This window comes from Oerskovia rustica, from assembly GCF_014836555.1.
GTDB lineage: Bacteria > Actinomycetota > Actinomycetes > Actinomycetales > Cellulomonadaceae > Oerskovia > Oerskovia rustica.
This window is the reverse complement of sequence record NZ_JACSQQ010000020.1, coordinates 43,106-63,457: the sequence shown is the minus strand read 5'-3', so window position 1 is coordinate 63,457 and position 20,352 is coordinate 43,106. Positions and strand designations below refer to the sequence as shown.

14 protein-coding genes are annotated in these 20,352 nt (G+C 73.7%); 8 read left to right on the top strand and 6 right to left on the bottom strand.

Going from position 1 to position 20,352, the window contains the following annotated elements:
• Positions 1 to 21: 21 nt before the first annotated feature.
• Positions 22 to 1,704 (bottom strand): phosphoglucomutase (alpha-D-glucose-1,6-bisphosphate-dependent), encoded by a 1,683-nt coding sequence (gene pgm, locus H9652_RS12705; RefSeq protein WP_191796573.1) that lies wholly within the window; start codon positions 1,702 to 1,704, stop codon positions 22 to 24.
• Positions 1,705 to 1,893: 189 nt separating this feature from the next.
• On the opposite strand from pgm, the gene H9652_RS12700 reads away from it, so the two are divergent.
• The 3 genes from H9652_RS12700 (at position 1,894) to H9652_RS12690 (ending at position 4,299) form a co-directional block, all read left to right on the top strand.
• A complete protein-coding gene (locus tag H9652_RS12700; RefSeq protein ID WP_138826601.1) occupies positions 1,894 to 2,217 on the top strand; it encodes a rhodanese-like domain-containing protein in 324 nt (107 codons plus the stop codon).
• Positions 2,218 to 2,299: 82 nt separating this feature from the next.
• Positions 2,300 to 3,124 carry a DUF5926 family protein gene (locus H9652_RS12695; RefSeq protein WP_191796572.1) on the top strand — a complete coding sequence of 275 codons (825 nt, stop codon included), beginning with the start codon at positions 2,300 to 2,302 and terminating at the stop codon, positions 3,122 to 3,124.
• A gap of 395 nt (positions 3,125 to 3,519) precedes the next feature.
• The gene (locus tag H9652_RS12690) at positions 3,520 to 4,299 is read left to right on the top strand and encodes a glycosyltransferase family 2 protein (RefSeq protein WP_191796598.1); all 780 of its coding nucleotides are present in this window, start codon (positions 3,520 to 3,522) and stop codon (positions 4,297 to 4,299) included.
• Positions 4,300 to 4,349: 50 nt separating this feature from the next.
• Here H9652_RS12690 and H9652_RS12685 read toward each other — a convergent pair whose 3' ends face one another.
• From H9652_RS12685 to H9652_RS12665, 5 genes are all read right to left on the bottom strand, one after another.
• Positions 4,350 to 9,017 (bottom strand): alkaline phosphatase family protein, encoded by a 4,668-nt coding sequence (locus H9652_RS12685; RefSeq protein ID WP_191796571.1) that lies wholly within the window; start codon positions 9,015 to 9,017, stop codon positions 4,350 to 4,352.
• 129 nt (positions 9,018 to 9,146) lie between these two features.
• The gene (locus tag H9652_RS12680) at positions 9,147 to 10,388 is read right to left on the bottom strand and encodes an AI-2E family transporter (RefSeq protein WP_191796570.1); all 1,242 of its coding nucleotides are present in this window, start codon (positions 10,386 to 10,388) and stop codon (positions 9,147 to 9,149) included.
• Between the two features lie 53 nt (positions 10,389 to 10,441).
• The gene (locus tag H9652_RS12675) at positions 10,442 to 11,677 is read right to left on the bottom strand and encodes a diacylglycerol/lipid kinase family protein (RefSeq protein ID WP_191796569.1); all 1,236 of its coding nucleotides are present in this window, start codon (positions 11,675 to 11,677) and stop codon (positions 10,442 to 10,444) included.
• 116 nt (positions 11,678 to 11,793) lie between these two features.
• The gene (locus tag H9652_RS12670) at positions 11,794 to 13,695 is read right to left on the bottom strand and encodes an ABC transporter ATP-binding protein (protein WP_318244153.1); all 1,902 of its coding nucleotides are present in this window, start codon (positions 13,693 to 13,695) and stop codon (positions 11,794 to 11,796) included.
• Positions 13,692 to 15,443: an ABC transporter transmembrane domain-containing protein gene (locus H9652_RS12665; RefSeq protein WP_191796568.1), complete on the bottom strand. Its 1,752-nt coding sequence runs from the start codon at positions 15,441 to 15,443 to the stop codon at positions 13,692 to 13,694. The genes H9652_RS12670 and H9652_RS12665 overlap by 4 nt, the downstream gene beginning before the upstream one ends.
• Positions 15,444 to 15,498: 55 nt before the next feature.
• Here H9652_RS12665 and H9652_RS12660 point away from each other — a divergent pair, with 55 nt between their 5' ends.
• The 5 genes from H9652_RS12660 to H9652_RS19825 all read left to right on the top strand — a co-directional run.
• Positions 15,499 to 16,494: a helix-turn-helix domain-containing protein gene (locus H9652_RS12660; protein WP_191796567.1), complete on the top strand. Its 996-nt coding sequence runs from the start codon at positions 15,499 to 15,501 to the stop codon at positions 16,492 to 16,494.
• Positions 16,495 to 16,554: 60 nt separating this feature from the next.
• A complete protein-coding gene (locus tag H9652_RS12655; protein WP_191796566.1) occupies positions 16,555 to 17,586 on the top strand; it encodes an ABC transporter substrate-binding protein in 1,032 nt (343 codons plus the stop codon).
• A gap of 157 nt (positions 17,587 to 17,743) precedes the next feature.
• On the top strand, positions 17,744 to 18,724 hold the full coding sequence (locus H9652_RS12650) for an ABC transporter substrate-binding protein (protein ID WP_191796565.1): 981 nt from the start codon (positions 17,744 to 17,746) through the stop codon (positions 18,722 to 18,724).
• The gene (locus H9652_RS12645) at positions 18,724 to 19,599 is read left to right on the top strand and encodes a siderophore-interacting protein (RefSeq protein WP_191796596.1); all 876 of its coding nucleotides are present in this window, start codon (positions 18,724 to 18,726) and stop codon (positions 19,597 to 19,599) included. The genes H9652_RS12650 and H9652_RS12645 overlap by 1 nt, the downstream gene beginning before the upstream one ends.
• Position 19,600: 1 nt before the next feature.
• On the top strand, positions 19,601 to 20,352 hold a 752-nt coding region (locus H9652_RS19825; protein ID WP_225228179.1), incomplete at its 3' end, for an iron chelate uptake ABC transporter family permease subunit.

The following is a 20,352-nucleotide window of genomic DNA, read 5'->3' as shown; positions in this document are numbered from 1 at the left end:
CCCCCCACCCCACCTCCTGCGTCAGCCGCCCAGGGCGTCCGAGACGACCTGCTTGGCCTCGTCCTGCACCTGCGTCAGGTGCTCGGCCGAGACGAACGACTCGGCGTAGATCTTGTACACGTTCTCCGTGCCCGAGGGGCGCGCCGCGAACCACGCGTTCTCCGTGGTGACCTTGAGGCCGCCGATCGCCGCTCCGTTGCCCGGCGCCGTCGTCAGCTTCGCGGTGATCTCCTCGCCCGCGAGCGTCGTCGACGTGACCTGCTCCGGGCTGAGCCTCGCGAGCGCCGACTTCTCCTCGAGCGAGGCCGGGGCGTCGACGCGGGCGTACCAGGACTCGCCGTAGTTCTCGACCAGCCGGGCGTGGTGCTGCGACGGGGTCTTCCCGGTGGTCGCGAGGATCTCCGAGGCGAGCAGCGCGAGGAGCAGGCCGTCCTTGTCCGTGGTCCACACCCCGCCGTTCTTGCGCAGGAACGACGCGCCTGCGGACTCCTCGCCGCCGAACCCGACCGTGCCGTCGAGCAGGCCCGGGACGAACCACTTGAACCCGACCGGCACCTCCTCGACGCGGCGCCCCAGCCCACCGCCGACCCGGTCGATGAGCGACGAGGACACGAGCGTCTTGCCGATCGCGGCGTCCGGGCGCCACCCCGGGCGGGCCCCGCCGTACAGGTAGTCGATCGCGACCGCGAGGTAGTGGTTGGGGTTCATGAGGCCCGCGTCCGGGGTCACGATCCCGTGGCGGTCCGAGTCCGCGTCGTTGCCCGTCGCGATGTCGAACGTCGAGGTCGCGTCCGGGTCCGTCATCTTCTGCACGAGCGAGGCCATGGCGTACGGCGACGAGCAGTCCATGCGGATCTTGCCGTCCCAGTCGAGCGTCATGAACGCCCAGCGCGGGTCCACCTGCGGGTTCACGACCGTCAGGTCCAGCCCGTAGCGCTCACCGATCTCGCCCCAGTACTCGACCGACGCCCCGCCCAGCGGGTCGGCGCCGATCGAGACGCCCGCGCCGCGGATCGCGTCGAGGTCCAGGACCGAGGCCAGGTCGTCGACGTACGCCGTCAGGAAGTCGTGCCGGTGCGTGGTGTCCGCCGTCAGCGCGCGCTCGAACGGGACGCGCCGGACCTGCCCGACGCCCGAGCGCAGGATCTCGTTCGCGCGGTCCGCGATCCAGCCCGTCGCCTCCGAGTCCGCCGGGCCGCCGTGCGGCGGGTTGTACTTGAAGCCGCCGTCGCGCGGCGGGTTGTGCGAGGGCGTCACGACGATGCCGTCCGCGAGCGCGGGGCCGCTCGTGCGGACGCCCTCCTCGGTGGCCGCACCGTTGTGCAACAGGATCGACTGCGACACGGCCGGCGTCGGCGTGTACGAGTCACGAGCGTCGATGTACGTCTGGACGCCCGCCGCCGCGAGGACCTCGATCGCGGTCTGCCACGCGGGCAGCGACAGGGCGTGCGTGTCGCGGCCGATGAACAGGGGGCCGTCGGTGCCCTGCGAACGCCGGTACTCCACGATGGCCGCGGTGATCGCGACGATGTGCGCCTCGTTGAACGCGTGGTCCAGGCTCGACCCACGGTGGCCCGACGTCCCGAACACCACCTTCTGCGCGGGATCGTCGACGTCGGGGGAGAGGTCGTAGTAGGCGCCGACCACGGCGTCCACGTCGATGAGGTCCTGGGGCTGGGCGGGCGTACCGGCGCGTGGGTCCATGGACCGATCCTGCCACTGGTGGGGGTGTCGGTGCCGCCCCGGTTGCGGTGCCGAGCATGCGGTCGTCGTCATGATCGGGCCGGATCTGGACGACAACCGCATGGTCGACGAGCGGCAACCGCATGGTCGGCACCCCTGGCCCGTGAACGCGGCCCGACGACGTCTCGTCAGAAACGTAGGCTGGTCACCATGTTCCCGCCTCAGGTACCCACGACCGACGTGTCCGAGCTCGACGCCGAGCACCCCGTCCCCGAGGGCGTCGTGCTCCTCGACGTGCGCGAGCAGGACGAGTGGGACGCGGGCCACGTGCCCGACGCCGTCCACATCCCCCTCGGCGAGCTCCCCGTCCGCTGGGGCGAGCTCGACCCCGACGTGCCGATCCTCGTGATCTGCCACTCGGGCGGCCGGTCGGCGCGCGCCGCGGCGTGGCTCAACCAGGGCGACTTCGACGCGACCAACCTCGACGGCGGCATGGTCGCGTGGTCGCAGCGAGGGTTCCCGGTCGAGCGGTAGAGGACGCCGCGGCAGACCTGCCGTGCCGGGACCGCAGCAGCGTCATCTCGGCCGTGCCCTTCGGTCCTACTACACTTCCCCCATGGCCAAGAACTCGACGCCCGACTTCGTGCTGCGCCCCTTCGAGGGCCTCCCCGGGGAGACCGACTGGGTCGCCCTGCGAGAGGTCGTCCCGTCGGCCTCGGCACCCGCCCGCACGACGAAGGAGCTCGGTGCGCGCGACGTCCTCGTGGTGACGGTCCTTCCCGCCGGGTGGGCCGCGCTGCACCGCCAGGACGGCACGATCCTCCTGGCCCTCCAGACCATCGCAGGGTCCGGGGACACGAGCCGCGACCTCGCGGCCGCCCTCCTGGAGGCCATCGAGGCCGAGCCGGGCACGTCGATCGAGCTGGGCGAGCTGCCCGGCCCGGGTCCGCGCCTGCAGGACGTCCTGGACCTGTCGGTGCCGTTCGACGTCACGGTCCACGACGACTTCTCGTTCTGGCTCGACCCCTCGACGGACGTCACGCCGGACCTCAAGGCGTCGCTCGACCAGGCGTCGGAGTCGATCGTCCCCACGGTCAAGCTCTCCTCGGTCGAGTCGGCCTACTGGTGCTCGATGAGCCGCGAGTTCCTGCGCTGGGCCTGGCCCGTGGGCGAGGAGGCGCTGATCGACGCGATCTCACGTCTGCACGCCAAGCGGGAGTCGGGCCTCGGTGGTGGCAAGTTCGTCGGCGCGTTCCGTTCGAGCGGTCTGCTGGTCCCGGTGTGGGAGCTGCCGCGCGGCACCGAGGCGGCCGACGTCGAGGAGCCCGCGAAGGAGCTCAAGGCGAAGCTCGACGCGGCGCTCGCGGTCACCGAGCCGCTCGACGCGAACGAGCGCCGTGCGCGGGCGGGCATCGTGTCCCGTCAGGTCACGCTGCGCTGATCTCGGCGCCGAGGGCATAGAGGTTCGGCAGGGGGCGACAGCACCCGGGCGGCGCCGGTACGGCGCCCGGGTGCTGACGCCCCCTTCGCCTGCGCTCTCCGGCGTCACCCCGGGCACGCCCCGAGGGTGCGTGCTCTCGGCACGGTCGCGACGTCGCGACCGACCGCCGAGCGGGCGCAGGCAGCAATACCTCGTCAAGAACCCGGGCACACCGTTCCCGGGGGCGGCCGTGACTTTGCCACCAAGAGTGTGGCAAACTGCGGGAAACTCTTTGCACTACTAGGCTGGACGGCGTGAACGCGGACCATCGGTCGACCGAGTCAGGAAAGAACACCACCACCGGAACCACCGGCGAGACCGTCGGCGTCCCCGCGAACGGGACGCACGCGCTCCCGGTGGCCAAGACCCCGCGTCCCGCGCCGCTTCCAGGCGGCGGACGGCAGAAGCAGCGCGTGGCGGTGATCATCCCCGCCAAGGACGAGGCGCGCCGCATCGCGGCGACCGTCCGCGCGGCCAAGGCGATCCCCCACGTGGACCTGGTCCTGGTCGTGGACGACGGCAGCGAGGACAGCACCCAGCACGTCGCGCGCGAGGCGGGCGCCGTCGTCGTGCGGCACTCGCACAACCGCGGCAAGGCCGCGGCCATGGAGACGGGCGCCGCGGTCGTCGCGATGCGCGACGTCGCCGACCGGCCCGCGCGCCTCCTGCTCTTCATCGACGGCGACCTGGGGGAGACGGCCGTCAACACGTCGCCCCTCGTCGACCCGGTGCTCAACGGTGCCGCGGACATGTCGATCGCCCTGCTCCCGCCGCAGCCCGGTGCGGGTGGCCGCGGCATCGTGGTGGGCGCCGCGCGCCGCGCGATCCAGTCGATGACGGGGTGGACGCCCACGCAGCCGTTGTCGGGCATGCGCTGCCTGACACGGGAGGCCTTCGAGGCTGCGACTCCGCTCGCCCGCGGCTGGGGCGTCGAGACCGGCCTGACGATCGACCTGCTCCGCAAGGGGTACGTCGCGGTCGAGGTGCCGTGCGACCTGCACCACCGGCCGTCCGGCTCGGACCTCAAGGGTCAGATCCACCGCGCGAACCAGTACCGCGACGTGCAGCTCGCGGTCGGGGCGCGGCGCGTGCGCAGCGCGATCGACGCGCTGAGCGGCAACAAGCACTCGAAGTAGTCCTTCACGACGAAGCGCCCGGGCGGTCTCCGCCCGGGCGCTTCGTCGTCCTACCTGCCCGACGCCGCAGGTTCAGCCGCGTCGCCGGGGGCGGCTGCGTCGTCGGGCAGGGGAGGCGTGACGCCCGACGACGCCGCTCCCGTCCGCGCGGACTCGTCCCCCGGGAGCACGGGCGCGCTCCGCAGGGCCAGCAGCCCCACGAGGGGGACCGCCGTGAACAGCATGACCGTCGCGATGCGGACCCCGTAGTCGTTGACGACGGCCCCGCCGAGGGCGGCCAGCAGGAGCGCCAGCAGCAGCGGCCGCAGGATCGGCCACTGCTCCTCGGTCCGCGCGAACCACCTCGGGTTCCAGCGGAGGGTGCGCCACAGCATGAGCGCGGTCGCGATCACGATCACGAGCGTGAGCCAGGCCGGGACGCCGCTCGTGACCGTGCGCAGGGCGTACCCGGCCTTGCGGGCGATCGTCTCCCAGGCCGTGCCGTCGATGACGGACTGCACGAAGATCCCCAGGTGCGAGCGCTCGGCCACGGGCTGCATCCAGTCGAGCACCCCGATCACACCGACGAGCAGCACTCCGGCGACGCCGATCAGGAACAGCCGCTGCCACGTCACCCGGACGTTCGCGACGTGGAGCACGAGGACCGCGCACGCGGGCACGAGGACGAGCCCGCCGCCGACGTCGGCCCCGAGCGTCGGCCAGAGGTCGACCACGGTCGCGACCGCGCCGATCCCGGCCGTGGCCAGGACGGCCATGACCTTGTGCCCGCGACGCAGGAGGATCGTCGCGACCGCCGCGGCCGTGAAGAGCGCGGCGACGACGTACACCGAGTAGGTCGGGTTGCCGTAGCCGTAGAACCGGCCGCCGAGCGTCGGGGACGGGCCGAGCGGGCTCCCCCTGTGCAGGGGCGTCCCGAGGACCGCGTCGAGGGTCAGGACCGCGAACGTGATGCCGGCGATCAGGGCAGGGCCCGCCCAGGTCGGGCGGCGTGGCGCGAGCCCGCCGATGCCGGCGACGATCGCGGTGCAGCCGATCATCGCGGCCCACATCGCGGCGCTCGTCGCGGAGAAGCGCCACCATGCCCAGGTCGTCATGAGGAAGAGCCCGGCGGGCATCGCGGCGAGGAACAGCAGGGTGCCGTCGGCGACCCGTCGGGCGACCTGCGCGGACCGGGGGCGCTTGGTGGCCAGCCGAGGGACCAGGAACAGGGCCGCGGCGAGGATCGCGAGCGCGATCCACAGCGGGATCGTCGTGACGCTTCCCGCGACCCCGCGCAGCGCGTGGTCGCGCAGGGTCAGGTCGGCGAGCTGGTCGACGGACGTCGCGACGTCGGTGGGTCGCGGTGCCGACGACACGAGGGGCGCACCGGTGAACTGGGACGGCTGAGGCACGGTCGCCGCGTCGAGGACCGTCGTCGGGACGTCGAGCAGGCGCACGACGCCTTCCCACTTGGTCGATGCGGCGGAGAGGAACCGTGGTGTGGACTCGCCGGCCGCGTCGGCGAGCGCGACCCCGAGCGTGGGGCGGGCGCCCGCAGGGTTCCCGACGTCGACGACGAGGACCGTCGCGGGCGTCGGGCTGGCCCGCAGCACGCGCCGGACGGTCGAGTCGATCGCGCGGAGCTGGGTCTCGCGCAGCTTCGTCTGGGCCTCGGCGGCGGCCTCGGCCTCCTCGGCGGTGACGGCCGGCTCGGCCGGCTCGCCGTCGACCGTCTCGTCGACGTCACCGACGTCACCGACGTCACCGACGTCGCTGGTCTCGCCGGTGTCGCTGGTCGGCAGCGTGCCGAACGGCGCAGCGCCCGCGTCCACCATCGTCACGGGGCAGGAGAAGGCAGCGGCCGGGTCCGCCAGAGCCTGCTCGACCCCGAGGTAGCGCTCGACGCTCCCGTCCGTGCCGGCCAGCGCGAGCGCCGCCCCGGGGCCGACGGCGGTCGCGCACACCCCGCCGTCGGCGAGCTGGTCGCCGAGCACCCCGAGACGAGGCTTGAACTCCGAGGAGGCCTGGAGCGTCGTGAGCGGTTCCCAGCCGGAGACCGTGGCGGGAGCCGGCTCCGTGGACCCGTCGTCGGCGGGTGCTGCGGGCTCCACGCGCCACGGGGCGCACCCCCATGTCCCGTCCTGCACCTCGCCGGTCACGGGCGCGCGGCCGGCGGAGAGCGCGAGCCAGCCCGCCCCGGCGCACTGCCCGCTGCGGCCCGTCACGCCGGGCGAGATGCCGCCTGCGCTCGCGCCGTCGCGCATCATGCCCCACAAGGTGGGGGTGACCGCGGGGGAGAGGTCCGTCCAGCGCACGCCCGACGTCCCGACGACGACCACGGGCGTGCCCGGCGCGGCGACGAGCTCGCCCCGTCCCGAAGGCACCGCACCGGCCGCGGGGAGGCTCTTCGGGGCCGGGACCACGACGAGGGCGAGCAGCACGACGGCGAGGAGCGCCCCACCGACGGAGAGGACGACGGCGGGCATGCGCCGCACGGGGGCGTCGGTCCGTGGGTCGACGACCTCCGTGCCCGGTCGACCGTCGGCGAACCACGCGGCGCCGAGCAGGCATGCCGCCATGACCAGGGTGAACGCCGCGACGACGATCCCCGAGTCGTTGGCCAGGGTGCCCACGACGGCGACCGTCACCACCGAGACCACGGTCGTCCGGAGGTGAGGCCACGTCTCGTACTGCGCGCGGAGCCCGGCCGGGCGGAAGCGGACCGGCCCCACGAGCACGAGACAGGCGGCGACGCACAGGAGCGTCACCGCGGCGCCCCCGAGGTTCGCGACCGTGGCCCAGGCGCCTGCGGCCTTGGACGCGATCACCCCGAGAGCGTCGCCGTCGAGGACGTTTCCGAAGAACGTGCCCAGGTGCGAGGGCTTGCCCGGTCGAAGCCAGTCGATCGCGGCCACGAGCCCGACGACGACGACCGTCAGGACGGCCGCCGCAGCGACCCGTCGCACGGTGAACCGGGCGCCCGCGACCCCGACCACCAGCACCGTGAACGCGGGGACCAGAGCGATGATGCCCCCGAAGTCGGCACCGAAGGCCGGCCACCCGTCGATGACGACCGTGACGACCCCGATCACGGACGTCGCGACGATCGCGGCACGGCGTCGGCCCAGGGCACCGAGCCAGGCGGCGACAGCACCCGCGAGGACGAGCGCGCTGGCCGCGTAGACCGCGAACGTCATGTTGCCGAACCCGTAGAAGCGCGCCCCGAGGGACGGTGTCGACCCGAGGATCGAGCCCTGCTGGAGCACCGTGCCCGTGAGCCCGTCGACCGTCAGGATGAGCCACGTGATGCCCGCGGCCGACGCGGCGAGCCGCCACCGGCCCGGGGGCAGCGCACGCGAGAGGAACCAGGCAACGAGCGCGACCGCGACCGTCCCGACGACGCACCACAGCGCCGCCGTGAAGGTCGGTGCCGACGAGACCCACCACCGGGACAGGGCCGCGAGGTACGCCCCCGCCGGAGCGGTCGCGGCGAGCAGCAGGGCCGCCACGGCGAGTCGCGTCGCGACCGGGCCCACGCCCGCACGGCGGCGTCGACCCAGGAGCACCCCGCCGACCGCCGCCGCGGCGAGGAGCACCACGGCCCCGACGAACATCGGCATCACGAACGTCGACGTGTTGCTCATCTCGGTGAGGTAGCGACGGTTCTCGACCGTGCGCTCCGTGCTCATGCGGCGCTTCTCGTCGACCTCGAGCGGGGACCCCTGCAGGTCGGAGACGTCCGCTCCCGCGTTCGCCCCGATGGTCGCCGCCAGGTCGGCGAGCGTGACGATCCCGGGCCGACGGGTCGAGGCGGAGGCGAGCCAGCCGGCCGTGGTCGTCCCCTTGCGCCACTCGACGACCACCTGGAGCCCGTGCGCCTCGACCGGCGTGTCGGAGACCCCGGCGACGACGACCGTCGACCCCGTGGGCACGGTGTCGACCAGGTGGCTCAAGGTCTCGTCGAGGCCCTGGAGGGCCTCACGCCGTTCCGTCGGGTCGGACGGGAGCTCGCCGAGGTCGACGACCGTCACGGGGCACCGGGTGAGGTCCTCGGGCGACAGAGCAGTCAGGTCGGTCGCGTACCGCGAGACGGCACCGGTCTCGTCGGCGAGCGCGATCGCCCCGCCGGGGCCGACGGCCGTCGAGCACGCCCCCGTCGCCGAGATCCGCGTGCCGAGGGTTCCCGGCGTCCCGGTCATGGCGTGCGTGACAGGGGGCGACGACTCCACGGTCGGGTCGACGGTCAGCGACTCCCACCCGACGACCTGCCCAGGACCGACCGTCCCGGGGGTGCTCGACTGGACCGTCGGCATCGGGAGGCAGTCGAGCGGTACGTACGAGCCGGACTCGTCCGACTCGGGGTCGGGCGGGAGCTGGTCGGGGTCGTCGCTCGGGACGGGCTGGGGCGGGAGGGGCTTGCCGCCCGTCGAGAGCGTCAGCCAGGCGTCGACCGGGCACGTCACGGTGGTCGCGGTCCGCACCGAGATCGACGCCGCGGACCCCTCCCGGAGCATCGTCCACAGGGTCGGGGTGGACGTCTGGCTCACGTCGGACCAGTGGAGCCCACCGATCCCGACGACGACCGTCGGCTTCGTCGCCGGCTCGCCGGCCGTCGGGGTCGCGGCGACCGCTGCTGCGGGCAGCGCCGTCCCGACGAGCGCCGTGAGTGCGAGGAGCAGTGCGACGAACCCGCGGCGACGGGTGCGACGAGTGGTCTGTACGGGGGCCGGTTTCGTCACCGGACCAGCGTACGGGGGTCGCCGCGGGTGACCCGCCGAAGCGGGCGCGCGGTCACCGATCCTCCACACGGTCGGCGCACCTTGGACGAGGGCAGGGCCGATCCGGTGGGGTCGGCGTCGTGCTGCCGGTCAGTCCCTGCCGGGAGCGCTCTGGCCACTGCCGCCCGGCGCGTCAGGCTGCGGTGCGGCGCCGTCGTCGTCCTCGGTGAGGCCTCGCGTCGCGGGTGAGCCCCTGTCGGGGGCGGGTCCGGTCGGGGCGGCAGGATCGGTGGGCTCGGCGCGCGCGGCTCGCTCCGCGGGCCGAGCCGGCGGCGGGGCCGCCGCCGTGTCGCCCGACAGGTAGCGCAGCCAGCCGGAACCCGGGTCGCCCTCGATGACGAGCGCCCGGGTGAGCAGGGTCAGCGGGATGGCGAGGATCGCACCCAGCGGGCCGATGACGAGCGTCCAGAACACGACCGAGAAGAAGCTCAGCGTGAGGCTCAGGTTCACGGCGTCGGCCACGAACTTGGGCTGCACCAGGACCTGCAGGACCACGTTGACGACGCAGTACACGGCGACCACGCCCAGCGCGAGCGGCCAACCGCCCACGACGAGCGCCATGACCGCCGGCGGGACCAGACCGAGCACGAACCCGATGTTGGGGACGAAGTTCGTGACGAACGCGAGGATCGCCCAGACCGCCGGGGCCGGGACCCCCATCCACCACAGCGCCAGGCCGTCGATGATCGCGACGACCGCACCGAACGACGCGTTGACCACGAAGTAGCGGCGGACGCCCGAGTTGTACGCCGTGATGCGGTCGAGGGTCGCGGGGCGCTGCCCCCCGAAGCGCGAGCGCGCGTCCTGGTAGCGCGTCGCGTCGGCCGCCATGAAGATCACGTAGGCGAGCACGAAGAAGAAGGCCGTGAGGACCGACATGACGGTCCCCCCGATCGTCGCGGCGAAGCCCGCGATCGTGCTCGGGTCGAGCCACGACGTCACGGCGTCCGTGACCTGCCCCTCGACACCGAACGACTCCAGCCATGTCGTGGCCTGCGAGACCATGGCCGACAGGTCGTCGAGGTACTGCCCCACGAGGTCCGCGAACTGCACGCCCGCGAACGCGAGGAGCGCCGCGAGCGCGCCCAGGATCAGGTAGGCGACGACGATCGTCGCGGTCGTGGCCGCCCACCGGGGCCACCCGCGCCGCTGGAGCGGGGCCCGGACAGGCTGCACGATGATGACCACGACCGCAGCGAGTGCCAGGGGGCCGAACAGGCTGCGCGCGAAGTAGACCCCCGCGAGGACGATCACGGCGGCGGCCAGGCTGAGCAGGGTGCGGGTCGAGGGGGCCAGACCTGGCGGACGAGCGGCGTCCTGCAGTGCGGTCATCTGGGCGGTGCTCCTCGGTAGGTCGGTACGTCAGGTCGAATGATGCCTGCCGGTCAGGCGGTCCGCACGACCAGACCGCCCGGCTCGACCCAGGCCTCGAGCTCGACGGCCCGGCCCAGGAGGTCGCCGTCGACCTGCGCCTGCTCGCCGCCCTCGACACGGACCCGGACGCGCTTGGCGCGCGCGTGGTCGATCCGGCCGATCTTCGCAGGCAGGTCGTTGCGCACCCCGAAGCCCTGCATGACGACGTCGCCGAACAGCTGCGCCCAGCCCACGACCCCGCCCCGGGTGTCGATCGCGGCGACGTCGAGGATGCCGTCGTCGAGCACCGCGTCGGGCAGCAGCGTGATGCCGCCCGGCAGCTTGCCGCAGTTCCCGACCAGCAGCGTGCGGAGCTTGGCGTGGACCGGGGGCGTGTCGTCGAGCTGGATCTGGGCGCGCAGGCGACGACCGTGCAGGTGGCGGATGCCCGCGACGAAGTACGCGACCCAGCCGACCCTGGCCTTGAGGGTCGCGTCGGCGTCGGCGACCATCGCGGCGTCGAAGCCGAGCCCCGCGATGACGAGGAAGATGTGCGCGGTCTCGGTGTCCTGCTCGGGGAGGGCGTCGTCTGCGCCGGCCGTCCCGGTCCCGGTGCCGGCCTCGTCCGCCTCGCCCGTCCCGGGGGCATCACCGGTCGCGCCGTCGCCGGCCGCACCCGCTCCCGGGGTGCCGGTCCGTGCGGGGTCGCGCGCGGCGCCGTCGGGCTGCGCGAACTCCAGGACACGCGCCCACCCGACGTCGATCACGCGGTCCGCACCCGCGACGACGATGCGCAGGGCCTCGTCCGGGTCGGCGACGGGCAGGTCCAGGTTGCGTGCGAGGAGGTTGCCCGTGCCGAGCGGCACCAGGCCCATGGGCTTGCCCGTGCCGACCATGCCCTCGGCGACGGCCCGGACCGTGCCGTCGCCGCCGACCGCGACGACGATGTCGGCGCCGCGGGCCAGGGCCTCGCGGGTCTGCCCGACGCCAGGGTCCTCGATCGTGGTCTCGAGCCACAGGGGTTCGGGCAGGTCGGCCTCGGCGCACACGCGCCGGACCGTCCGTTCGAGGTTCGCGACGGCGGGCTTGGACGGGTTCGCGACGAACGCGATGAGCTGGCCGACATCCTCCGTGAGGGCCTCGGTGACCGCGAGCGGGGGGTCGAGGCGACGTCGGCGTCGCTGCTGCGACCAGACAGTCATCGCGACGGTGAGCGCGATGGCGGAGATGGCGACCGCCGCGACCCCCAACCACATTTCCCAACCCATGTCCGACACGGTAGCGCTCGGGGTGCCGGGGGTGACGTGCGAGCCCGCCGAAGGTGACGTACTCGACTGCCGTGACGCTCACGGTCGCCGAGGGTGACCCTCGGCGCTCGGGGAGGTCACCCTCGGCGGTCTCCCGCGCCTCGCTCCCACGCGGCCCACAGCTGCGCGTACCGGCCACCGGCCTCGCACAGCGCGTCGTGCGTCCCCGACTCGACGATCCGTCCCGCCTCCATGACGACGACACGGTCCGCGGTCCGGGCCTGGCTCAGCCGGTGCGCGATGACGACGGCGGTCCTCCCCGACAACGCTGCCCGTGCGGCCCGGTCGAGGGCCGCGGCGCCGTCGGTCCCGACCTCCGCGGTCGCCTCGTCGAGCACGACGACCGCCGGGTCGAGCAGCACGATCCGCGCGAGCGCGAGCTGTTGCGCGCGGTCGGGCGACAGGTCGAGCCCGCCCGCACCGACGACGGTGGCGAGGCCGTCCGGCAGGTCGTGCGCCCAGTGCGCCTCGACCGCGTCGAGGGCCGCGGTCAGCTCGGCGTCGCTCGCGTCGGGCGCCGCGAGGCGCAGGTCCTCGGCGAGCGTCCCGCTGAAGACGTGGACCTCCTGGCTCACCATCGCGGCGCCGTGCCGTCGGCCGGGGGAGTCGTTCATGGCCCGACGGCGTCGCCCCGGTGCCTCGCCCAGGACGCGCACGGCGCCGCGCGTCGGGCGGTGGATGCCCATCGCGAGCTTCGCGACCGACGTCTTGCCGGCCCCCGACGCTCCGACGAGCGCGACGTGCTCTCCCTCGGCGACGTCGAGGTCGACCTCGGTCACGACGTCGCGCCCCGGCGTGTAGGCGAACGTCACGCCCCGGAGCGCGACGGCGGAGCGTGTCCCCCGGGAGGTGGCTGCCGGTCCGGGGCGGTCACCCTGGGCGGGGTTCTCGTCACCCCCGGCGGAGATCCGGTCACCCTCGGCGGACAGGGCGTCACCCTCGGCGGTCCCTGCCGTCGCCGTCGCCGTCGTCACGCCCACGAGCCGCGCGAGTCCCGCGCCGGCCTTCTGGATCTCGTCGAACTCGCCCAGCACCGTCCCGATCGGCCCGAACAGCCGGTGGAAGTACAGCGCGGCCGCGGTCGCCGCACCCACCGTCACGGCGTCGCCGGAGACGAGCCAGAACCCCACCGCCAGCACGGCTCCGAGCCCGATCAGCTCGGCGACGTTGAGCCGGTTGTAGAAGCGGGTGAGCAGCCCGATCCCGGTCAGAGACAGGTCGATCGCCCGCAACGACGACCGGGCGACGAGCGTCTCGTGCCGGTCGCCGTGGCCGAGCGTCGTGACCGTCGTCGCGCCCGCGACGGTCTCGATGACCTGCTCGGTGCGCTGCGCCTCGGCGACGCGCACCTCCCGGTACACGGGGCCCGAGCGGCGCAGGAACCAGCGCAGCGACACGACCTGCAGGGGAGCGGCCGCGATCGCGGCGAGCGCGAAGCGCCAGTCCAGGGCGCCGAGCCCCACGAGCGTCAGGACGATCGTGAACGCGGCCGACGTGACCGCGGGCAGCACGCCCGAGATCGCCTCGCTCACGGCGTCGACGTCTCCCGAGACGCGGGCGACGACGTCGCCGACGCCCGCTCGCTCGACCTGTTCGAGGGGAAGGTCGAGCGCGCTCGCGAGGACGTCCTCGCGCAGGTCGGCGAGCGCTCCCTCGCAGATCCGGGCGAGCAGGGTCTGGCCGAGGTAGCCGAGGCCCGCGCTCAGCACGCCGGCCCCGAGGAGCAGCAGCGCGTAGCGGACGAGGTCGGAGGTCTCGCCGCCCTCCGCGACGACGTTGACCAGGGCCCCGAGCAGCGCGGGGGTCGCGAGGCCTGCGACGGACCCGGCCAGGAGGACCGCGACGGTCCCGGCGAAGAGCCACCGGCGTCGTGTGAGCATGCGCCACAGGGCCGCGTTGGTCGCGGCGGTCGTGGCGACGGGCAGGATCTCGTGCGCCGGGGCGGCGCGGTCCGCCACGCTCGGGGCGTGGGCGCTCACGAGGCGACCAGCTCGACGTCGGCATCGGAAGAGCCGTCGAGCCCGGTACCTCCGGCGGCCCCGCTCACGGCCACCACCACGTGGTCGCACACCGCGAGGAGCGTCGGACTCGTCGTGACGAGAAGCAGCGCTCGGTCGGGCAGGTCCCGGAGACCCGCGGCGATCCGGGCCTCGGTCACGGTGTCGACGGCGGTCGTCGGGTCGTGCAGCACGAGGACGGGTTCGGGGCGGTGCAGCGCCCGTCCGAGGACGAGGCGTTGGCGCTGTCCGCCGGACAGGTACTGGCCGCGGCCGGTCAGGTGGGTGTCGAGGCCGTCGGGCAGGTGCCCGAGCACCTCGGTCGTCCCGGACGCGTCGAGCGCGCGCGGGTCGAGCGGACCGTCGGGCGCGAGGTTGTCGCGCACGGTCGTGCTGAACAGCGACGCGTCGTGCCGGGCCGCGAAGACGAGGGTGCGTCCGGTCGCGGGGTCGAGCGTCGAGAGGTCGGTCCCGTCGACGACGACGGCCCCGGGTGGGGCGGGTGCGCGGCACCCGAGGACGTCGACGAGCGCGGCCGCGTCTCCGGCGTCGGGCAGGACGATGCCCACGACCTGGCCGCGGCGGACCGTGACGGGCCCGAGCGCGGAGCCGCCGAAGGTTCCGGCGACGGTCATCGAGCCGCCCGACGGCGTCGCGCCCGCCGCACCCGTGTGCACAGGCCGGGCCGCGGAGCTGTGGACGGTGGGCTCGCCGAGCAGGCGGAGCAGGCGTCGTGCGGACGCCCGCTTCTGCGCGAGCTCGACGCCCAGGAACCCGGTCCGGGACATGGGCTCCTGGACGAACTGCGCGAGGCCGACGACGGCGACGAGCTCGCCCACGGTGATCTGCCCGGCGAGCGCCATGCGGCCCGCGAACAGTGCGACCACCGCGAGGAAGACCACCGAGAGCACCTCGCTGACGGCCTGGTACGCGGCGCGGGAGCGGACGGCGCGCAACGCGGCTGCGAGGGAGCCGCGGCTCGCGCGGCGGTAGCGGTCGGAGGCCGCCTGCTCCGCGCCCAGCCCCTTGAGGACGCGCAGCCCGGTGACGAGGTCGGTCGCGAGTCCGCCCGCGCGCGCCGCGGTCTCCTGCTCGGCCTCGCTGCGCGCCTCGAGCGGGACGGACAGCCGGTGCATGACGAGCAGCATCACGGGGGTCGCGACGAGGACCGCGACGCCGAGCGGGACGGAGACGAGGAGGAGGCTCACGGCGGTCGTGCCGATCGCGGCGAGCGCGCCGAGCTGTCCCGTGACGAGCCAGGCGATCCCCGCGACGCGGTTCGTGTCGGAGGACGCGATGGTCAGGGTCTCGCCCGCCGCGCGGCGGTGCGCCATGCCGCGTTGGTCGAGGACGCGCGCCACGGTGAGCTGTCGCAGGTCGTGTGCGGCGAACGAGAACGCGCGGACGGTCGAGCGCATGCCGATGCGCCAGGCCATGGTCAGGACGAGGAAGACCGCTGCGAGGACGCCGAGCCACAGGCCGAGCGCGGCGCCGTCGCGCGGCATGATCGCGCGGTCCACGACGACGCCGATCAGGACGGGCACGAGCGCCTCGGCGACCTGGTGGACCATGAAGCCGCTCGCGCCCGCGGTCAGCAGGAGCCACCGCCGGTCGCCCGCGAGGACGAGACGGAAGATGCCGCCGACGGTCGTCGGCGCTGCGTCGCCGGCTGCCGGCGGGGGAGGAGAGCCCGGCTCCGGGCGTGCGGCAGGGCGAGGTCGGAGGGGCATGCTTGCTAAGGTAATGCTTACCTTCCTGAGCCGATGTGAGATAGCCTGCCCAATCATGTCGCTCATCGGCCAGGAACTCTCCGCCCCCCTCGTGTCCGTCCGATTCCCGGGCGGTGGTCACGAGACCACCGGCGACCCGCGTGACTCCGACGACGTCGAGGCCGCCGCGCTCCTGGCGGCCGCGCGCGAGGTCCGGTCCGTGTCGACGTCCCACTTCCCGCCCAGCACCCCGGGGCTGTGGCCCGTGCACGTGCACGCGTTCCACGAGCTGCTGTGGGGCACGCAGGGCGTGCTGACCGTCGAGACCGAGCACGGCTTCTTCGCGGTCCCGCCGACGATCGGCCTGTGGATCCCGGCGGGGGTCGCGCACGCGGTCCAGACGGCCGGCGGCACGGGCTTCTACTGCACGTACGTGGACGCGGACGTGTCGGCGTCGCCCGGGCCGCCCGCGTCCGGCGAGGTGCTCGCGGAGGACCCCTTCGTCGCGGTCCTCGACCGCGCGCACCGCACCACCGCGGTCTCGGTGCCGCCTGCGGCGCGCGAGCTCATGGTCCACCTGTCGCAGCGCGACATGCCCCCGGCGGCCCGACGGCGCAGCGAGCGCGTCGTCGTCGACCTCCTGTCTCCCGTGGACGTCACGCCCATGGTGCTGCCCATGCCCTCGGACGCGCGCCTGGCGTCGGTCGCCAGGCGTCTGCTGGACGACCCTGCCGACACGCGTTCCCTTGAGGCGTGGGCGCGCGAGGTGTCGGTGAGCGTGCGCAACTTCTCCCGGCTGTTCCACCGGGAGACGGGCATGACGTTCGCGCAGTGGCGGATCCACGCGCGGGTCCGGGTCGCGATCGGGCTGCTCGCGGGCGGGATGCCGGTGGGGACCGTCGGGCGCAGGGTCGGGTACCGGACGCCGAGCGCGTTCGTGCAGTCGTTCCGGCGGGTGCTCGGTCATACGCCGGGCTGGTACGTGGCCTCGGTGAGGGCCGATGCGGAACATCCCCTGGCCGCTGGTGGCGACGATCGGCCGGTCCCGGAGCCGCGAGCCTGGTTAGGGTAGGGATACCTAACCACCTCTGACGGGGACTGTCGCGTCGCCGTCCCCTGCCCGGGAGCCCCTGTGACCCTCGTCCTGCCTGCCCGTCCCGACGCGTCCGACGTGACGTCCCTGGTCGCCGAGCGCCCGCCCGTCGCCGAGGAGCACTGGCAGCGGATCGTCGCGGCGATCACCCGCCGCGACTTCCTGATCGGCGCCGGGGCCCTGACGGTCGCCGGGATCCTCGCCGCGTGCGGCGACGGACAGGCCGGGTCCGGCTCGGCCGCGGGTGGGGAGACCCAGCCGTTCGAGCACGACGGCTACCGCACCGACCTTCCCCTGCACCCCGAGCGTGTCGTCGTCCTGGAGGCCCGCGCGGGGCTCGAGTTCGCGCTGCTCGCGGGGCTGCCGATCGTGGCGACCGAGTGGTCCGACGAGAGCCACCTCATGGAGCACCTGCCGCAGGGGGTCGAGCGCCTCGGCGGCTCCAACATCGAGCCCAACGCGGAGTCGATCCTGTCCCACTCGCCCGACATGCTCGTCGTCGGCGCGGGGTGGTGGAACTACTACCAGGAGAACGAGCTGCTGGCCGAGGGCATCGCTCCCGTCCTCGTCGTCGGCGACGACGACCCCGACTGGAAGGCGTCGCTGCGTCGCCAGCTCGCCGCGTTCGGTCGTGAGCAGCAGGCGACCGAGGCGATCGACGCCTACGACGCCACGGTCGCAGACGTCGCCGCCGAGATCGCCCCGCTCGTGGCGGACCGCAAGGTCGTCATCGCGGGCGCCGACGAGGAGGGCTTCTGGATCCAGGAGCCCGACAGCTTCTGCTCGGGCATCGCCCGTGACGTCGGCATGGACCTCGTGCTCCCCGAGGCCGGGCAGAGCAACGGCTCGGTGTCGAGGTACTCGTTCGAGAACCTCGACGTCTTCCACGGCGCCGACCTGATCGTCCTCCAGAACCCCGACGACCCCGCGACGACCAACCCCGCCTGGCAGGCCGTGCCCGCCGTCCAGGCGGGCCGCGTCGCCGAGCTCCGTTACGACCGCAACTTCGGGCTCGCCCTGACGGCCCAGGTCTTCGCCGAAGACCTGCGCGAGGCCGCACGCCTGCTCTGACCCTGGGCCGCAGCCCGGCCGAGGTGCCAGCCTCCGGCCAGCGTCCCGTGCCGACGCCCGGTCGGCCCTCGCACCCGGCCGCAGACCCACCGGGCCCACCCGCCACCCCGCCCCACCGGCCGCGACTCCCGCGGCCCCTCCCGAACCAGGACGTCCCATGACCACACGCACCACCCGTCGCTCCGCCCGCTCAGCCCTGGGCGCCGCCTCCGCGGCGACGTTCGCCCTGCTGCTCGGCGCGTGCGCCTCGGGCACCGACGCGGGCTCCGGCTCCGGTGCCGGGGAGGCCGAGACCCGCACGGTCGACAGCGCGTTCGGCGAGACCACGATCCCGACCGACCCGCAGGCCGCGCTCGGTGTCTACACGACCGACCTCGACATGCTCATCACGCTCGGCATCCCGCTCGCGGACTCCCAGCCGATCCGCTCCCAGGGGTACACGAGCTTCCCGTCGTTCTTCGACCAGAAGGCGCTCGAGGGCATCAAGACGTTCGAGAACTTCCCCGAGTACAACTACGAGGAGATCCTCGCCGCGAAGCCCGACGTGATCCTCAACGGCCTGGGCTACGACGACGAGCTCGTGACCAAGCTCCCCGACATCGCCCCGACGTACAGCTTCAACGGGTTCGACGGCCGCGACTGGCGCGAGAGCTTCGCCGAGGTCGCGAAGGCGTTCGACAAGGTCGCCGAGCACGACGCCTGGACCGCGAAGTACCAGGCCAAGGTCGACGACGTGAAGGCGCGGCTCGCCGCGGCCGGCATCGACCCGGTCGTCGGGCCGGTCGGCTACGGCGACGGCGAGGTCATCGTGTCCTGCTACGGCACGCCGTGCCTCGTCTTCAACGACCTCGGCCTGAAGATCACGCCGCTCGCCGAGGGCGAGGAGGGCACCACGCTCGGCACCGAGCAGCTCGAGCAGCTCGCGGGCATCGACTGGGTCTTCACCTCGACGGCCCCCGACGAGAAGACGGGCGAGCTCACCGACCCGTTCGCCGAGCTCGCGGGCAACGGCCTGTGGACGTCGCTGCCGTTCGTCACGAACGGGAACATCGCCGTGCACGACCTCGAGATGATCTACGGCTCGCCCAGCGGCCAGTACGCGTTCCTCGAGGTCGTCGAGAAGGCGCTGCTGCCGTGATGCGCATCCACCGCGCCGAGGTCGTGGCCGTGGAGCGCCTGACCCCCGGCATGATCCGGGTCACGCTCGGCGGCGAGGGCCTCGCGGACTTCGAGTCCACGGGCGTCGGCGACGAGTACCTGCGGGTCTTCCTGCCCACGCCGGGAGAGGCCGAGCCCGTCCTGCCGTTCGCGACCGAGGACTCGTGGGACTACCCCGAGGGCGTCGTCGCGTCGCCCATGCGGACCTACACGGTCCGTGCGGTGCCCGCGCCGGGCGTGGTCGTGATCGACTTCGTCGTCCACGACGGGGGAGTCGCCGCGACCTGGGCCCAGCAGGCGAAGCCGGGCGACGTCGTCGGGCTCAACTCCCCGCGCGGGCTGTACGACCCGCCCGCGGACCTCGCCTGGCAGATCCTCCTCGCGGACGCGACGGGCCTGCCCGCGGTCGGGCGGCTGATCGAGCAGGCCCCGGCGGGCGTGCGCACGCGCGTCGTGGTCGAGGTCCCCGACGCGGGCCACCGACAGTCCTTCCCCGTGAACCCCGACGTCGACATCGCGTGGGTCTACGGCGGCAACGGCCACGGCCCGTGCCGGCTCGAGGAGATCCTGCGGAGCATCGACCTGCCCGACGGCGTCGGGTACGTCTGGTTCGCGGGCGAGACCAAGGTGCTGCGTGCCGTCCGCAAGTACCTGCGCCACGAGCGCGGCCTGCCGGTCACGGCCTACAAGACCATCGGGTACTGGACCGCGAAGGCCGAGGAGTGGGAGGAGCGCTGGGAGAACCTCGACCCGAGCGTGAAGGCGTGGATCGACTCCCTGTGGGCGGACGAGGACCGTGACCAGGAAGAGATCACCGACGCGTACTTCGACAAGCTCGAGTCGCTGGGGCTATGAGATGACGACGACCGAACGCGCTCCCGCACCCGTCCAGGACGGTCCTCCACCCGGCGAGGACCGGGCGACAAGCACCCCCGACAAGGCGCCCGGCCTCGCCGCGACCAACGCGACGCGGACCGCGTGGCTGCTCGTCGCCGTGGGGGTCCTGGTCGTCATGGTCTTCGTGAGCCTCGCCGTGGGCTCCAAGACGATCCCCCTCGCCTCGGTGTGGTCCGCGCTCGTCGGCGCGCCCGGCGCCGACCCGAACGACGTGGTCATCCTGCGCGACCTGCGTCTGCCCCGCACGGCCCTGGGCCTGCTGGTCGGGGTCGCGCTCGGGCTCTCGGGCGCGCTCATCCAGGCGCTGACCCGCAACCCGCTCGCCGACCCCGGCATCCTGGGCGTCAACGCGGGCGCGGGGTTCGCCGTGGTGCTCGGGGTCGCGACGTTCGGCGTCGTCAACATCCAGCAGTACATCTGGTTCGCGTTCCTCGGGGCGATCGTGACGACCGTCGTGGTCTACCTCATCGGTTCGCTCGGGCGCGGGGGAGCGACACCCGTCCGGCTCACGCTCGCCGGCATCTCGATCGGCGCGGTCCTGGGCGGGATCTCGTCGGGGATCACGCTCCTCAACCCGCAGGTCTTCGACAAGATGCGCTACTGGGGCGCGGGCACGCTCAGCAACCGTTCGTGGGAGATGGTCGGGACGGTCACGCCGTTCATCCTCGTGGGCGTCGTGCTCGCGGTGGGGGGCCCCCCCCCCCCCCCCCC

What these genes read in the sequence shown, in the direction of transcription:
- pgm (WP_191796573.1), bottom strand. Translation starts at nt 1,704, where the DNA reads ATGGACCCACGCGCCGGTACGCCCGCCCAGCCCCAGGACCTCATCGAC.
- H9652_RS12680 (WP_191796570.1), bottom strand. Translation starts at nt 10,388, where the DNA reads ATGACCGCACTGCAGGACGCCGCTCGTCCGCCAGGTCTGGCCCCCTCG.
- H9652_RS12660 (WP_191796567.1), top strand. Translation starts at nt 15,499, where the DNA reads ATGTCGCTCATCGGCCAGGAACTCTCCGCCCCCCTCGTGTCCGTCCGA.
- H9652_RS12700 (WP_138826601.1), top strand. Translation starts at nt 1,894, where the DNA reads ATGTTCCCGCCTCAGGTACCCACGACCGACGTGTCCGAGCTCGACGCC.
- H9652_RS12675 (WP_191796569.1), bottom strand. Translation starts at nt 11,677, where the DNA reads ATGGGTTGGGAAATGTGGTTGGGGGTCGCGGCGGTCGCCATCTCCGCC.
- H9652_RS12650 (WP_191796565.1), top strand. Translation starts at nt 17,744, where the DNA reads ATGACCACACGCACCACCCGTCGCTCCGCCCGCTCAGCCCTGGGCGCC.
- H9652_RS12695 (WP_191796572.1), top strand. Translation starts at nt 2,300, where the DNA reads ATGGCCAAGAACTCGACGCCCGACTTCGTGCTGCGCCCCTTCGAGGGC.
- H9652_RS12665 (WP_191796568.1), bottom strand. Translation starts at nt 15,443, where the DNA reads ATGCCCCTCCGACCTCGCCCTGCCGCACGCCCGGAGCCGGGCTCTCCT.
- H9652_RS12645 (WP_191796596.1), top strand. Translation starts at nt 18,724, where the DNA reads ATGCGCATCCACCGCGCCGAGGTCGTGGCCGTGGAGCGCCTGACCCCC.